The organism is Paenibacillus sp. BGI2013, assembly GCF_002843485.1.
GTDB classification, from domain to species: domain Bacteria; phylum Bacillota; class Bacilli; order Paenibacillales; family Paenibacillaceae; genus Paenibacillus; species Paenibacillus amylolyticus.
The window spans coordinates 55,264-70,826 of the sequence record NZ_PJFA01000011.1 but is presented as its reverse complement, the minus strand read 5'-3'; the positions used below and the strand labels follow the sequence as shown (position 1 = coordinate 70,826).

Here is a 15,563-nt window from a genome sequence, read left to right as displayed (position 1 = left end):
AAACCATGACAATTGGAGAAATAGAGTGGCTATGATTCGTTAGAATTCTATACTGTTGCAAATTCACCCAATAAGACGTGCTAGGTTCGTTAGACTGTGTGAGTACGACAAGCGGCCTCTGCACGTAGAAAAAACAACCCATTCTCACTCTGGCGGCTAAATAAATAGCATAAACGACTGGCTGTAGCAAAGATATCTCACATCCATCCTGCGCAGGGCAAAGGGGCATCCCATGAAGTTCCAAGAACTTCGGGATGCCCCTTGGTTATAGTCTGTCTACTACTGTCATTCCAACCTTAAAAGCGGTGTAATATCATAATAAGATGACTGCTTATAATTGCTTATAATGTTTTATACTAGCTTCCACCATCAAGATTGCTGGTACGATACGGCGGTCATCTGACACGGCTCACATATGAACATGTAATACATACCCTCACCATATTTCTCAACCTCGCCCCAGTCCAGTTGTGCGACGGCCTTCATTCTCGTGGAACAGCGTGGACATGTTGGGTACTCCGCATCTTGAACCCATCCCGGATGGCCGCCGACCTGAGATAACGATGGCTCCATCGCCCACTCACTGGCATGGAATGCATGACGCGATGCATTCGCAATCCGAAACTGCTGGCCAACATCCGGTGCAAGTTTACCATAGTCGTCCAGGTCAATCTCGTCCATTCCCGCAGGCATGACATTATGTGAACTCCATAACGGTTCCCCTCCCGCGTCCATCTCCATGTAAACCACACCGTAACTGCTGCATATCACGCAAGTCCGTATCTGAAGTTGCTGAGCATGCCAAGAAACGTCATTCAATGCTGGATGCTTAACATCCAGACTAATTAAGTTGTGTAACGCATTGCCACACCATGGACAGCAATTTTTGCTAGGGTTCAGCATCGAGAGTGAATTTCCGGTTAACTCCACGTTAGGTCCTTCATTCTCTTCTACTTTATAGAGTGAATAACTTGGAGTGATGAGTAATTCCCTGCGTTGCCCGTCTTTTGTAAGCTCCCAACCAGCTTCAGTGGTGTAATGCTCAGGTGCCACGTATAATTCACTCGCCCAAGATGGCGGAGATTGTCTCCACTGCCGGAACTGCTGCACGACAACATCATCTCCGATATGGGCCAGCATGAGCAATATGTGGTTCCGATTCTCATCATCGGTATCCACCTGCTGCAAGAGATGATCACGAGCCTCACCCGAGGCACTTTTATACAAAATGGCAGGATAATATATCTCCTGTTCCAGCAGCTCAGGAATTTCGGCAGTCAACGATATATCATGGTAGCAGACCAGATATACCAGAATGTCTTTGCCCGTATCTTCATCACCTGTACGAATCCGTTGCATCGCGTAATCCTTCATCTGATCTTGTTGCTCTACAGACAAAGATAGATATACCTGTTCCTCGGATTGTTCATAGGGCGTATAACGAATTAGTGGATCGCGAACCTGGGGTTTGTGCATGATTTTCAAAATTTCGACCGGGTCTGTGATACCTGCATACAAGTTCACGTCACGTCGATTCGCTTCAATGTATCTCTGACGCTCCTCGCGTTCCATCTCCTGCTTGCAAGGCATACAATAACCACCCGTTTTCAACGCTGTTGCTGGTAAAATGGTATTTGCACACCCTTCCCGTATACACGGAATTCGTTCTGTCATCCCTCCACCCCCTCTACTATCTGCTCGCTTCATCATGCCATGACAAACACGCCACAACGTGACGTGCTTGTCCCTTACTCCATATTTAAATACCTGCGTGTACCATAAAGGAAAATACGAATCAGTGATGTCCCACCTGGTCCTTGGTGAATTCGTAAAAGGCAAGCGCATCTTCACTGCTGGCAAAGCCTGCCTGAGCCATCTTTTCACTACCTCCACCTTTGCCTTGATAGGCTCCAAGATTACCTTTGAAGAAAGGTCCACAAGCCCATTCAGGCGGCTGTCCGTTCTGTGCAAGAACCACTTTGGCCTCTGAGATGCTGGCGAACAGAACAAGACCCTCATGGTCTGCCGTCAGCTTGGTAGCCAGGCTCTGCATATCCTTGAGTGATTTGTTTTCAAAGACCTGAGCAATCACCAGCCCTTGCCGAGCGGCCAGAAGTTCCTCCGCATAATAGGCATCATTGGTTGTTTTCACTGCATTCAGCTCAGTTTGCAGCTGCTTTTGCTCCAGTTCCATTTTCTCAATACGCTCCAATAATTCGTCCTTGCTGGTCTTTAATTTAACCATGATGCTATTGAGCACGTTTTGTGTAGCTGTGAATTCATTCAGCGCCCTTGTTCCACATTTGAAATAAATGCGGGTGCCGCCCTTCACTTTTTCAGTTTTCAACAGTTTGATGATCCCAATCTCACCCGTCGCCGACACATGCGTTCCGCCGCAGGCGTTATACTCCACACCCTCGATCTCGACGATGCGGATATCTTCCGTTACCGTAGGCTGCTTCACCAATGGTAACTGTGCAGCCTCTTCTGCTGTAACCCAGGACGTATTGATGCGAGCGTTACGATAGATCTGACGATTCACTTCTTGTTCAATGGCGGTTAATTGATTCGCTCCCAGTTCAGCCGTAGCCACATCAATCGTGTCATACTCCGTACCAAGATGGAAACTGAGGGTCATCGCTTCAGTAAGCTTTAGAGTGATTGCCGATAACAAATGCTGACCCGTATGCTGCTGCATATGATCGAATCTGCGCTCCCAGTCAATCTCACAATGTACCTCAGTCTGTTCAGAGGCGCGTTCCAGCTTATGCCATACGTCACCATCTTCAATGTTCACATCCAGAACAGCGATGCCACCAATTTGTCCCAGATCACAAGGCTGTCCGCCCCCATGCGGGTAAAAAGCAGTCTCCGCCAGCGTGACATATACACCGTCTTCCTTGTCTACTCTGTCTGTAATCGTTGTATGCCACTCTCTTGTATAAGCAGAGTCATAATAGATTTTTTGCGTCATTGAATCATCCCGATCCCTTCTCGTTCAAATGGGTTTTCATAATCTCCAGATTACACTATCTGGAACCCTCAAGCCAATTTATGGCATAGAGTATCCCCTTTTCTATCCAAAAGATTACTCTGTGAGCGAAAATAGCTATTAATCGAGAATGGAACGTTTGCAGGAAGATGCTTCTGGTAAAGGCTTATCATTCTATGATGTTTTTAAGATAAACTTTCAAACTGTCTTGTTCGACTTTAATAAAAAAAAGAAGAGTGAATAATCACTCTACTTTCTGAAAACCATTTTAACAAACAACTTTTCATTAAATCTTGTAGCTAATAGATCGCTATCGGCCCGTAAGGACCATCAATAATTTCAATTTTCGTTTCAAAAATATCTGTTAAAATTTCGGGGTCCATCACTTCATCTACGGTTCCAAAAGCGGCGATTTGACCATCTTTCATCGCACATATTCGATCCGAATATTTGGCGGCAAAATTGATATCATGCATAACCGTCAGAATGGTTCTCCCGAATTCATTAGCGGCATATCTCAAATGCTCCATCATCCGAACAGAACGCGCAACATCCAGATTGTTCAAAGGCTCGTCCAAAAGTACATATTCCGTCTCCTGACACAACACCATAGCTACATAGGCTCTTTGCCTTTGACCACCAGAAAGCTCATCTAGATATCTATTTTCCAGAGCAGTTAAGTCTAGAAAATCAATATATTTAGAAATAATAGCTTCATCCTCATCCGTTAATCTTCCCTTAGAATAAGGAAAACGTCCGAAACCGGCAAGTTGTCTGACGGTAAGCCTTGTAACAAAATGATTTTCTTGTCGTAAAACCGTTATAATCTTGGCCAGATCCCTTGATTTGGATGTGGAAACATCCATATTGGCAACCTTGATCTGACCTTCATCCAAATCCAAAAGTCTTCCGATCATCAGAAGTGTCGTCGATTTCCCCGCACCGTTGGGTCCAATTAAAGAAGTAAGACCGGCTTTGGGTATATGAATATTCAAAGGGCCTATCTCTACCTCGGCTGCATAGGTTTTTTTGACATTATTGATCTGTATCATAAAGAACCCTTCCTTAAAATCACAATTAAAAATGTTAGTCCGCCAACCAATTCTATAATAATGGAAACAACACCTTGGGCATTGAAAACATGATTCATAACAAAGTATGCACCGGTTAAGATCACAAACCCTATCGCCAGTGCCATTGGGAAAACATATCTGTGATCATAGGTTTGCGCGGCCTGATAACTCAAAATCGCAACTAAAAATCCATAGAATGTAAGTGGTCCAACCAAAGCCGTCGAAATGGCCATCAAAATGGAAACCAGGACCAGTGTATAAATCACACTACTTTGATGTTTGGTTCCCAAGGAAGTCGAGACATCCTTACCCAGCGACAATACATTTAACCTCTTGGCATTAGAAAGCAGCAGAATTGCTGCAATGATGACGATAGGAATCGCAATCGGGAAATAGGCAGAATCCGCATTATTCACGGAAGCAAACATTCTTGCCTGCAAAATATCAAACTCAGACGGTGCAAGAAGTCTTCTCATAAATGAAGATACGGATCTCAGCCCGGTCCCAATGATAATACCGACTAGAAGCAGAAGTTGTAAATTTCCGTATTTTCCGGAAAGCAGCCATCCATAAAGGATTAAACACATGATGACCATTGCAGCAACTTGGTATAAAAAGGAATCAACGCCGCTAAAATTCACAAATACCGTAGCACCAAGGAAAAATATAGTACTCGTATGAATGGTTGAATAAATAGCATCAAAACCTAAAAGAGACGGAGTTATAATTCTGTTATTCGTAATCGATTGAAAAGCAACCGTAGATAAACTTTGGCAAATTGCAGCGATCAGCATTGAAATCAGAGCAACTACCCTTCTTGTAACAACCGGTATAAAAGAAGGTGAAGACACCGGGACTGGATTGTTATAAATCAGTAGCCCAACTGATGCAAAAACGCCCAGAATAATTAATGTTATCAGCAAAATCCAATAACGCTTTTCTTCTTTCTTGGTACGGAAGGCTCTAGCTGATCTTTTTTTGGGACGACGGCTAGAATCGATTTCGATATTTAGTGGATTTCTACTTGCTAAGTCGCTCATCTTACCCTCCTTGTTGACCGCCTTTGTCTTAACAAAATGACAATGAATACGACGGCTCCCACTGTTCCAAGGATCATCGAGACAGGTATTTCAAAAGGCATGATGATGACACGAGACAGGATATCACACACAATGATACTACCCATCCCTAATAAGCACACCCATGGCAAATTGCTCCTGAGATCGTCACCTCTAAACATGGAAACGATATTGGGGACAATTAACCCTAGAAAAGGCAAGTTCCCAATGACAGCTGCCACGATTCCAACAGCCAGTGAAATAAGCGCAGTACCCAAAAGAATGATCCTGTCATAATTTACGCCAAGACTGGTAGCGACATCTTCTCCTAGTCCGGCTAATGTCAGCCGATCAGCAAAAACAAATATAAGAATAGTCACCAATACGATGAGCCATAAATATTCATACCTGCCAATTTGCACAGATGAGAAGGAGCCTGCAAACCAGCTTTCGATATTTTGAGTCATTTGGAACACAAGCCCAACGAAAGTTGAAAATGCAGAAATGACTGCTCCAAGCATCATCCCAATAATCGGGACAACCAAAGACGAACGGAGTTTAACTTTCTTTAGAAACATAAAAAAAATCATCGTTCCTATAAAAGAAAAAATGATTGCACCAGTCATTCTTAGCGTTAAGCTCGGAGCAGGAAAGACCAGATAAATAAACATGATCCCCAGACCTGACCATTCCATTGTTCCGGTTGTGGTAGGTTCCACCAAGCGATTCTGTGTAATAAGCTGCATGACCAGTCCTGCCATTGCCATGGCGGCACCGGTAAGCATTAATGCAACAGTTCTTGGGACACGAGTAATGAAGAACATCTCCATTCCATCCGCTTGTCCTCGTATGTCATAGACTCCAATAAGCAGTGATGTAATGCCTAAAATAATAGTGGCTATAATCGCAATGATAAAAGGTATGGTCCATAGCTTTTTGGGATTATGACGCTGGGGTTGAGAATTCTCAACCCCAGCTAATTTTGATATTAAATTTTTCTGCACTGCAGCATACTCCTTTTTACTGTTTAGCTAAAGCTTTCGTGAGGTTGTTAATCAACTCCAAGAAAGTTTCGATGGATTCATTTGTGTACGTGTCGTTTGGAGCATAAACGATTTGTTTTTGAGTAATAGCAGTGGTGTTTTTCAGAGCAGGTGAGTTATCAATAACGTCTTGAGCCGGAACGGCACCTTCTTCAGCAGATACAGCTGCATCCCGATCCAGTACGAAAATCCAATCCGGATTACTTTGGGCAATCGCTTCAACAGAAATATCATCACCTTGATGATCAGAAGATGATTTGTCCACTTCTAGTGCCGGAACCCAGCCGAAAATGTCATACAATGGTCCCCACACACGTCCAGTAAGAGGAGCCGAGAAACCGATGTTTCCACCAGAAACAACAACACTCATAATTTTATCTTCACCGTTATAAGCGGCCTTAGCTTCTTCAATAGCTTTATCAAAATCAGCAATCAGTTGGGCAGCTTCTTCTTGCTTCTCGAAAACTTTTCCCAAATTGGTTGTTGCATCTTTAAGTCCATTAACAAAGTTTTCTCCAGGTGATGCTGTTTCTTCAAGCTCAATATTAAGGTCGATCACTGCTGCATTAGGTACTAATTTTTTGATGTCTTCATAGTAACTAGCAAACCGTTGACCAACAATGACAAGATCAGGCTGTATTGATGCCAATAGTTCAAGGTTTGGTTCGCGGTGATTCCCAATATTTTGTACCGATTCATCCGCCACATATGGTGAATCCGCAGGCATTACATCCTTCGGCGCTGCTGCCAATTTGACGCCCCAAGTGGACAGAGTCTCAAATGTTCTGTTATCCAGAGCAACGACCTTCGTTGGATTTACAGGCACAGTTACCGTTCCATGAGCATCCGTAATTTCAACTGTTGTGGCTGTAGCTGTAGTAGCAGCATCGGAAGTTGCAGCCTCTGTATTAGCAGTATCCGTCGAAGCAGGTTCATTACTTGAACAAGCTGCCAACACCAAAGTTAAAGCTGCAACCATGATAAACATTAATTTTGAAGAAATAGACTTTCTCATTTAATTTATATCCCCCTAGATTTAGAAAATTTGGATTCCAACGCAGCGTACTGTGTTGGATAAACTCAGTATCATATACCTCCTCAGACGTAAATTTTAGAGAAAAACTTAACCCCTTTTCACTGTAGTGCTGAGTAACAAAACAACAAATGATAGTGATTATCAATATCAATAGGTTATATTATAACAAGTTAGAAGGCATTTTCAACAACCTAATTGTTTTAATTCATGGCGAAATTATGAACCAAATATTCCATTGCATGTATTTATATGCATAAAAATCGACATTTCAATACAAAAAAGAAGCATCACTGTGTGATACTTCTTTTGCGGTAAGAACACTTTATACTTTTATATTTCTCATCGAAATGATCTGATTTTTCACCAACATTCTTATTTCATCGACTCAGATAATTCTGTGAAAATAACACCCAGCGCATACGCACCAGCATCCGGGTAGCCCAGACTACGATCGCCGACAGCACCTGCACGTCCCATACGTGCCACGATGTCTTCCGTTTTCTTCGCACCTTCAACGGCTGCTGCTGCACCTTTGGCAAATGCTGTTTTGAAGTCATCGCCAGACTCCGCACTTTGAGTCCATGAATCGGCACACGGAACGAGTGCATCGATCAAGGTTTTATCACCTACAACGGCACCACGTCCGAAGGAACGTTCTCCTGTAGACTGAATCCCTTGCACCGCTGCATGGATCATCTCGGCGAATTCAGCAACGTTTAATTGCTGTTTATCCCCTACTGCTTTGCCAGCCGCACGGAATGCCGAACCCCAGATTGGGCCGGATGCGCCGCCACAATATTCCATGATGACCAAGGAACATGCATCGAGGAATGATCCGATGTCTTTTTTATCTTCGTTAATGATGTGATTCCATTCGCGTTTCAACTGGCGGAAGCCTTTTGCCACACTCATACCGAAATCGCCATCACCGGCATGGGAATCCAATTCACAGAATGGTACTTCATTCTTGATGATGATCTCACCCATTTTATCGATCAGATAGACGACATTGTCCAGTGAAAATTGATTGCCTTTGATTACCGCAGCTGATGCATCCGTCTCCACTTCGTAAGATACAGGAGCGTCTTCACCCACAACAGCTTCCAGCGCTTCGGAATACGCCACTTGTGCTACTGGAGGGCCGGATACTTTAAATGCAGGTGTATCACTTTCCTTGAACAACAGCGTTTTTAGTTCATCATCCAGTTTCAGGATCGTAACCGACGCACCCGCCATATCGATACTTGTCATGTAGTTGCCTACAAACGTAGTAGCGACCTTCAGACCTGCATGTCCAGCAAGCTCACGCTGAACGGAATTGTTGAGCAGATACAGTTCTTGCAGTGGCGTTGCACCAAAACCATTCACGAGCACCGCAATCTCAGCGGATGCATCCTTATCCAGCTTCATGTCTGCGAGCAATGCTTCGAGCATACGTCCTGCCAATTCATCCGCTGATACCAATTTCTCACGGCGAATCCCTGGCTCACCATGAATCCCTACGCCGAATTCCATCTCATCTTCAGCAATTTCGAATGTAGGCGTGCCTTTGGCGGGCACCGTACAGGATGTGAATCCAAAACCAATACTGCGCACGTTCTGAGCTGCTTTCTCAGCAACGGATTTCACATCTGCCAGACTGCGGCCTTCTTCGGCTGCTGCTCCGGCGATCTTGTGAACCAGTACAGTTCCGGCAACGCCGCGACGCCCAACGGTATACAAACTGTCTTGTACAGCGATGTCATCCTCAACACGTACATACTGTACGTTGATGCCATCTTCTTCAGCCAGATGTGCTGCATTCTTGAAATTCATCATGTCGCCGCTGTAGTTCTTGATGATCAGGAGTGTCCCCTTGTTGCTGGCTGTTGCCTTGATCGCTTGATACACCTGGATTTGGGAAGGAGATGCGAATACATCTCCACACACCGCTGCATCCAGCATGCCTTTACCCACATAACCAGCGTGAGCCGGTTCATGTCCGCTGCCTCCGCCACTGATCAGGCTGACTTTATCGGCCTGAATCTCTCTGCGTTTGATGACTTTATATTTTTTCAGAAATTCAAGCCCCGGGTGTGCAAGCGCAATCCCGTTGCACATTTCCATAACAACATGTTCGGCCTGGTTAATAATTTTCTTCATTATTTTACCTCCCGGCGAGCTGCTTTGTACTCACGGCCCATGCGGTCAGCCGCTGCAATGGCAGCAGCTACTTCAGGAACGGTGATTGGGAACGGCATGGCGTGAATGGATTCTTCCGGAATACAAGCGATCTCTGCCACTTTCAACAGTTCTTCCTGACTAATCGTATCTACACCGATATCCGCCAAGCTGATCGGCAGTCCCACTTCGAGACAGAAGTCCATGACCTCATGCAGCTCTTCAGTTGGTGCATTTTCAAGAACGAGTTGTGCAATTGTACCGAAGGATACTTTTTCACCGTGGAAGAAATGATGTGTGCCTTCCAGAACAGTCAAACCGTTGTGAATTGCATGTGCTGCGGCCAGTCCGCCACTTTCGAATCCGAGACCTGACAGCAGAATGTTTGTCTCAACGATGTTTTCCAAGGCTTGTGTCACAACGTTGCTGTCACTCGCTACTTTCGCTTTTGCACCATCAGTCAGCAGCATTTCATAACACAGTTTTGCCAGTGCAAGTGCCGCATTGGTACCTACTGCTGATGGTGTGTATCCTTCGCGGGAACCCATTGGCAGACTTGCGTTTACACGGGAATAGGATTTCGCTGTTGCTCTTGCTTCGAAGTATGTAGAGAGCGCATCTCCCATACCGGATACGAGGAAACGGGTTGGTGCATTGGCAATTACCGTTGTATCAACGAGTACCACACTTGGGCTTTGTTTGAAGTAAGCATAGTCATCGAAAGAACCGTCCGGTGTGTACAATACAGCGGAGTGACTTGTCGGTGCGTCTGTTGCCGCAATCGTTGGGCAGATGATCAGTGCTTCGCCTTCAGCTACACATTTAGCCGCATCAATGGCTTTACCACCACCAAGACCGATGGTAGAGTCACATCCTTTTTCCTTCGCGATCGCTTGCAGACGAGCAACTTCCTCACGGGAACATTCCCCTTTAAAACCGCTTTCAACAAACGTAATATTAAATTTCTCGGCTGTTGCATCCAGCTTTGCTTTGACACGCTGTACATCATCTGGATGTGCAATCAGCAAAGCAGATTCTCCGAAGGATTTAACAAAGTACCCCAGGTTCAACAACTCGTCTTCGCCTTGTACATATTTGGTTGGGCTGATAAATGCTTTTCTCATAATATTATATGCCTCCTAATGATATGAATTGGTTTAGTGATTACATCAAATTTTAATTTCTTACAATTGACCTTAATATAACGCATGAGCAACAGGTTTACAGTGGACTTTGATAACAAATTATTATAATTTACAATCGTAATTTTTTGCTTTTTGGCGCAATCGTGGTATCTTATTGTCATGAGATGGTTGAATTTTGACCTCCCATTATACATTACCCGTCATCATTACATCTTAATATGTACAACTTGCTAACTTTTAACGGCCTAAATTATGAATCTGGTTAGCCTATGGAGATGGAGGTTGCACCAATGATCAAAGAATATCTGCATATCAATAAAATTCTGGACCTTAATAAATGGAAGCGTCTACAAGATTCTCTTGCAACAGTAACCAAACTGGCGATCCTCACCGTTGATTATAAAGGCATTCCCGTAACCAGTCACAGTAGCTGTCAGGCTTTCTGCCAGAATGTCCGTAAAGACCCGGAGCTTCTCCCCTACTGTCAAAAATGTGATTCACGCGGTGGTCTGGAAGCGGTCCGATTGAATGAACCTTATGTGTATTTATGCCATTTCAATATTATAGATATCGCGATTCCGATCACGATTGATGGCAAATATATCGGCGCCGTCATGGCAGGACAAGTGAAACTCGCCGATCCGGAAAAGGGTAGCGATTTGGAGCAAATTGTCACGTCCAAAAACGTACCCATGCATGCAGCCAAGCTGGAGGAATTAAAGGATGATTACGCCCAGCTACCTGTGATGACCTATGAAGAGATTGTGAAAATCTCTAACATGTTATCCCTGCTCTGCAACTACATTGTGGAAGAAGCGCTCAACAAAAATCTGTTAGTTGAAATGTTCGAGAAAGCTTCAGGCAATCAGGAGACTCTAAACCTCTCCACCATTCTGCCGGGTTACTCCATTCGTAATATCGAGTCGATCAAAAAAGAGATGACCAATGCGATAGCGGATGCTTATCTGAAAAATAGCCCAAGTGACACGGAAAGCTCCAGTCCGGTACTTCAGCCTGCTTTTGAATACATTCACAGTCACAAAAGTGAACAAGTTTCACTCAAACAAATGGCCGATCTATGCCACCTGAGTCCGAGTTATTTCAGCAGACTGTTTGCCAAGGAAACGGGTGAAAACTTCACAACCTACCTGGCTAAACTCAAAATCAAGTGGGCCAAACAATTACTGGAGGTCACCGACATGCCTGTCTCACAGATCAGTGATGAGCTGGGATTTAATGAATCGGGATATTTTATCAAAATATTCAAAAAGTTCGAGGAAATTACGCCTGCTCTCTATCGCAAATACCTCCAGGAGAAAATGTAGATTCACTGATACTTTTTTCGTATCAAAGATGAGGTTAAAAGATATTTCACCTATTAATCTGCCATTGTTACAATGGAGTCCAGATGACTTAGGGAGGCGACATGAATGGAATATCGCAAATTAGGAAACAGTGGATTAACCGTCAGTGAGATTTCACTCGGCAACTGGATTACGCATGGAGCTCAAGTCGAGGATGGAATAGCAGAAGCTTGTGTGCGAACCGCATTGGATGCAGGTATTACCACATTTGATACCGCAGATGTGTACTCCAATACCAAGGCAGAGTCCGTACTGGGACAGGCTCTTAAGGATATACGAAGAGAAAGTATTGAACTATGCACCAAAGTCTGTCACCCAACCGGCACAGGTCATAATGACCGCGGACTTTCCCGGAAACACATTATGGAAGCCTGCAATGGTTCATTACGGCGGCTACAGACGGATTATATTGATGTCTATTACGCTCACCGTTATGATTACAATACTCCGCTGGAAGAGACGTTTCTAGCATTCTCCGATCTGGTGCGTCAGGGCAAAGTTCATTACATTGGCGTAAGCGAATGGAACGCGGATCAGATTGCACGAGCAGCCGCTTTGGCGAGGGAACTTCATGTACCCTTTATTGCAAGTCAGCCCCAATATTCGATGTTGTGGCGTGTGATTGAGCAAGAAGTCGTACCTGCAAGCGATCAAGCAGGGCTGGGACAGATCACATGGTCTCCTCTTGCTCAGGGTATACTATCAGGCAAATATGCGCCTAACGCAGCATTGCCCACCGGATCACGTGCAGCTGCTGAGGCAGGAGCACCCTTTTTCAATAAACTGGCTGGTCAGTGGTTACGTGAAGATGTTCTTACCGCTGTGCAACAACTTGTTCCACTCGCTAAAGAGATTGGTCTAACGCTCCCCCAACTCGCTGTGGCGTGGGTTCTACAACATTCGTATGTCAGTTCCGTTATTATCGGTGCATCCCGGCCAGAGCAGGTATTGGAAAATGTAAAAGCCTCCGGTGTGAAACTGGACCCTGCGATCATGACTCGTATTGATGAAATATTGAATCCATGGATTGAGCGTGATCCAGCCAAGACGGGTTAAACACATTCATCAACAAAGTTCATAAAACGTGACACTACTTCCTGATTCATATCCGTCCGCCATGCCGTGTACAACGGTACGGAGGGCGGATTTTCTTGTAATGGAAGAAAGACCACACCCTTTCGCTGGAACACATCCACCGATGACGGAACAATAGAAACGCCCATGCCTGCCGCAACGAGATTCACAATCGTATACATCTGGATCGCTTCCTGTGTAATTCGAGGGTCTACGCCATGCTCCCTGCAATAATCCAGAACGAGACGATGGAACGGAGAACCCAGATGCCTTGGGAATAAAATAAAATCTTCATCCGCCAGTTCTCGAATTGAAACTTGAGTCTGAGAAGCCAACGGGTGATGATCTGGCAATACGGCAATCAACGTTTCCATCTGACAGGGGCGGAACGAGACATGACGAGTATCTTCCTGATATCGCAAAAATCCAATATGGATCTGTCCGTCTTCCAGTGCCTGCAATTGTTGGGATGAGGTCATCTCACGCAGCGTCAATTCAATCTGAGGATACGCAGCGCGAAATTTCCTAAGAACATCCACCATAATGCTCCCCGAAGCCGAATCCACAAAGGCTATGGTTATATGCCCGATGATGCCCTGATCTGCTTTTTGCGTAAGCTGAATGGATCGTTCGAGCTGGGCCATGATTAGCCTGGCCTGTTCCAGAAATACCGCACCTGCCGGGGTGAGACGAACCATTTTTCTGGTGCGCTCCAACAGCTTCACGCCAAGCTCATCCTCTAAATTCTGAATCTGCTGGCTCAGCGGTGGTTGCGTCATATTTAATTTTTCCGCTGCACGGTGAAAATGAAGTTCTTCTGCCACCGTGATAAAGTATCTTAACTTTCGAATATCCATAAGCCGATTGCGCATCCTTCCGTCTACCTTGTTAATTCATCTGTTCCTGAACCCAGATTGCCGACTCAGCCAGCATCATCATCAATTCATTAAAGTCCACAGCAATCTCCCGCAGAGGAGTTTCCCCTGCATCGTGGATCAACATCAGCACCTTGCCTGAATTTTGATCCAGTATAGCCATACTTCCTTCACCAAATCCACCAATCGGGAAAGGCTGGAGGTCAGCTGGCAGCTCGTATTCTTTCTCATATTCACGGTATACTTCCAAAAAATCTGGATAAGCCCAGCTCAGTTCTTTCACCGAATACAAGGCAGGGTCGCCGAAGTTACATGCACCGAACTCAAGTAAAAGTGCGCGATACGCTGCGGGCAGTTTTACATTATGCTTTTGCTCAAAATCCTCAATGCTCTGTTGTTTCTCAGGAGTACACCCATCTCCCATTGTTGTATCGTAAGCCTTCACCAAAAGATCACGAATCGGTTCCAATTCTATTGACGTCATTTAAACTCCCCCTTAAGGTACCTTTCCCCACTGATCAGCCGTTGTGAATTCAATAGTTCTCCTTGAAGCGCAACACCTTACCCAAACAAGAGTCGAGCATTAAAATCAACTTCTTATCTCACCTGTTTACGCAACTCTTGATCCAGCCATTCCAGTGCTGCACGCAGCTTGTCCTGAGGAACTTTCTCATAACGATCACCCGTAGACAATTCAAAGGCACAGCTGTTCCCACTTGTTTTGTTCAGATATGAAGTCATTCCTATGCCATACTGCTGAGCCATTTGCACAAGAATTGGTTCAACTTCGGCAGCAGCGAGCGCAAAGTGCACATGGAACATATTGGATACCGGCACCTCGGGTAAGGTTTGTATTCCGTGACACGCATTCAGTAAGAAGGCTAGTTCTTGAGCCTGCTCGTAATACAACTCCATTTTGCCAATCCGTTCATTGAAATAATACTGAGAACTCAGAATATACGGATACAGGCCGATCAGATCTCCGCCGTGCCGACGTTTCCATACTTTCGATTCTTGCATCACATCCGGATCACCCGCCAATATAGCCCCCGCAATACCTCCAATGCCTTTATAAAAGGATACATACACCGTATCAAACAAACTGCAAATCTCCGCAGACGTTTTCTGATAATAGGGAGTAATCTCAAACAGGCGTGCCCCGTCCAGATGCAGCTTAATCCCGCGTTCACGGCAATAGGCCGAGATCGCTTCCAGTTCTTCATACGCCGGTAATTGCCCACCAATCTCGCGTTGCGGAAGTTCCAACAGCAGACAGGCAATGTCCTGATCAAGCGCTTGTACATCTTGCAAACGAATCAAACGATCCTTGTCCGCCAGCAAAATCGATTCAATCTGGTGTAACTCTTTCAATCCGTCTTCCTCATGGATTTCCAGATGACACAGAGGGTGGTAAGCTACTCGCTTTATCCCTTTACGATCACACCAGATCCGTAATGCAATCTGCTGTGCCATCGTTCCACTTGGGAAAAACACTGCCGATTCCTTGCCGAGAACGTCAGCCATCTGTTGCTGAAATTCTTCAATAAGGGGGCCGTTGCCGTAGTGGTCACTGAACACCTCGCCATCGATCTGGTCCAGTACGTTCTGAAGTACCTTCACTTGGCGACTGCCATGACCACCTACAATAAAGTCTGCCTGATTAAATGCATCACCCAACGTTAACGCAGTTTCTTTCAAGATCACTCACTCCTTTATAGTGCATGTTCATAAACGGACTTTTGA

The 15,563-nt window shown here is 45.0% G+C and carries 13 protein-coding genes; 2 read left to right on the top strand and 11 right to left on the bottom strand.

The window, feature by feature from the left end:
• Positions 1-369: 369 nt before the first annotated feature.
• The 8 genes from CXK86_RS23380 to CXK86_RS23345 form a co-directional block, all read right to left on the bottom strand.
• On the bottom strand, positions 370-1,674 hold the full coding sequence (locus CXK86_RS23380) for a DUF1963 domain-containing protein (protein ID WP_101314623.1): 1,305 nt from the start codon (positions 1,672-1,674) through the stop codon (positions 370-372).
• Between the two features lie 121 nt (positions 1,675-1,795).
• Positions 1,796-2,974, bottom strand: a complete 1,179-nt coding sequence (locus tag CXK86_RS23375; RefSeq protein WP_101314622.1) for an alanyl-tRNA editing protein — start codon at positions 2,972-2,974, stop codon at positions 1,796-1,798.
• Between the two features lie 317 nt (positions 2,975-3,291).
• Positions 3,292-4,044 (bottom strand): iron ABC transporter ATP-binding protein, encoded by a 753-nt coding sequence (locus CXK86_RS23370; RefSeq protein ID WP_101314621.1) that lies wholly within the window; start codon positions 4,042-4,044, stop codon positions 3,292-3,294.
• Positions 4,041-5,105 carry an iron chelate uptake ABC transporter family permease subunit gene (locus tag CXK86_RS23365; protein ID WP_101314620.1) on the bottom strand — a complete coding sequence of 355 codons (1,065 nt, stop codon included), beginning with the start codon at positions 5,103-5,105 and terminating at the stop codon, positions 4,041-4,043. The genes CXK86_RS23370 and CXK86_RS23365 overlap by 4 nt, the downstream gene beginning before the upstream one ends.
• Positions 5,102-6,127: an ABC transporter permease gene (locus tag CXK86_RS23360; RefSeq protein WP_101314619.1), complete on the bottom strand. Its 1,026-nt coding sequence runs from the start codon at positions 6,125-6,127 to the stop codon at positions 5,102-5,104. The genes CXK86_RS23365 and CXK86_RS23360 overlap by 4 nt, the downstream gene beginning before the upstream one ends.
• Positions 6,128-6,143: 16 nt before the next feature.
• A complete protein-coding gene (locus tag CXK86_RS23355) occupies positions 6,144-7,181 on the bottom strand; it encodes a siderophore ABC transporter substrate-binding protein (RefSeq protein WP_101314618.1) in 1,038 nt (345 codons plus the stop codon).
• Between the two features lie 393 nt (positions 7,182-7,574).
• Positions 7,575-9,344, bottom strand: a complete 1,770-nt coding sequence (dhaK, locus tag CXK86_RS23350) for a dihydroxyacetone kinase subunit DhaK (RefSeq protein WP_101314617.1) — start codon at positions 9,342-9,344, stop codon at positions 7,575-7,577.
• Positions 9,344-10,486, bottom strand: coding sequence for a glycerol dehydrogenase (locus CXK86_RS23345; protein ID WP_017690500.1), 1,143 nt, complete (start codon positions 10,484-10,486; stop codon positions 9,344-9,346). Before CXK86_RS23345 ends, dhaK begins: the two co-directional genes overlap by 1 nt.
• A gap of 311 nt (positions 10,487-10,797) precedes the next feature.
• Here CXK86_RS23345 and CXK86_RS23335 point away from each other — a divergent pair, with 311 nt between their 5' ends.
• Together CXK86_RS23335 and CXK86_RS23330 are read left to right on the top strand one after the other, a co-directional pair.
• Positions 10,798-11,832 carry a PocR ligand-binding domain-containing protein gene (locus CXK86_RS23335; protein WP_036606178.1) on the top strand — a complete coding sequence of 345 codons (1,035 nt, stop codon included), beginning with the start codon at positions 10,798-10,800 and terminating at the stop codon, positions 11,830-11,832.
• Positions 11,833-11,937: 105 nt separating this feature from the next.
• Positions 11,938-12,927 carry an aldo/keto reductase family protein gene (locus CXK86_RS23330; protein ID WP_101314615.1) on the top strand — a complete coding sequence of 330 codons (990 nt, stop codon included), beginning with the start codon at positions 11,938-11,940 and terminating at the stop codon, positions 12,925-12,927.
• On the opposite strand, the gene CXK86_RS23325 is transcribed toward CXK86_RS23330, so the two are convergent.
• The 3 genes from CXK86_RS23325 to CXK86_RS23315 form a co-directional block, all read right to left on the bottom strand.
• Positions 12,924-13,802: a LysR family transcriptional regulator gene (locus tag CXK86_RS23325; RefSeq protein WP_101314722.1), complete on the bottom strand. Its 879-nt coding sequence runs from the start codon at positions 13,800-13,802 to the stop codon at positions 12,924-12,926. The genes CXK86_RS23330 and CXK86_RS23325 overlap by 4 nt on opposite strands.
• A 31-nt stretch (positions 13,803-13,833) precedes the next feature.
• Positions 13,834-14,304, bottom strand: a complete 471-nt coding sequence (locus CXK86_RS23320) for an SMI1/KNR4 family protein (RefSeq protein WP_101314614.1) — start codon at positions 14,302-14,304, stop codon at positions 13,834-13,836.
• A 113-nt stretch (positions 14,305-14,417) separates the two neighbouring features.
• Positions 14,418-15,518: a threonine aldolase family protein gene (locus CXK86_RS23315; RefSeq protein ID WP_101314613.1), complete on the bottom strand. Its 1,101-nt coding sequence runs from the start codon at positions 15,516-15,518 to the stop codon at positions 14,418-14,420.
• Positions 15,519-15,563: the final 45 nt, after the last annotated feature.

What these genes read in the sequence shown, in the direction of transcription:
- CXK86_RS23355 (WP_101314618.1), bottom strand. Translation starts at nt 7,181, where the DNA reads ATGAGAAAGTCTATTTCTTCAAAATTAATGTTTATCATGGTTGCAGCT.
- CXK86_RS23375 (WP_101314622.1), bottom strand. Translation starts at nt 2,974, where the DNA reads ATGACGCAAAAAATCTATTATGACTCTGCTTATACAAGAGAGTGGCAT.
- CXK86_RS23335 (WP_036606178.1), top strand. Translation starts at nt 10,798, where the DNA reads ATGATCAAAGAATATCTGCATATCAATAAAATTCTGGACCTTAATAAA.
- CXK86_RS23325 (WP_101314722.1), bottom strand. Translation starts at nt 13,802, where the DNA reads ATGGATATTCGAAAGTTAAGATACTTTATCACGGTGGCAGAAGAACTT.
- CXK86_RS23365 (WP_101314620.1), bottom strand. Translation starts at nt 5,105, where the DNA reads ATGAGCGACTTAGCAAGTAGAAATCCACTAAATATCGAAATCGATTCT.
- CXK86_RS23320 (WP_101314614.1), bottom strand. Translation starts at nt 14,304, where the DNA reads ATGACGTCAATAGAATTGGAACCGATTCGTGATCTTTTGGTGAAGGCT.
- CXK86_RS23330 (WP_101314615.1), top strand. Translation starts at nt 11,938, where the DNA reads ATGGAATATCGCAAATTAGGAAACAGTGGATTAACCGTCAGTGAGATT.
- CXK86_RS23370 (WP_101314621.1), bottom strand. Translation starts at nt 4,044, where the DNA reads ATGATACAGATCAATAATGTCAAAAAAACCTATGCAGCCGAGGTAGAG.
- CXK86_RS23345 (WP_017690500.1), bottom strand. Translation starts at nt 10,486, where the DNA reads ATGAGAAAAGCATTTATCAGCCCAACCAAATATGTACAAGGCGAAGAC.
- CXK86_RS23380 (WP_101314623.1), bottom strand. Translation starts at nt 1,674, where the DNA reads ATGACAGAACGAATTCCGTGTATACGGGAAGGGTGTGCAAATACCATT.
- dhaK (WP_101314617.1), bottom strand. Translation starts at nt 9,344, where the DNA reads ATGAAGAAAATTATTAACCAGGCCGAACATGTTGTTATGGAAATGTGC.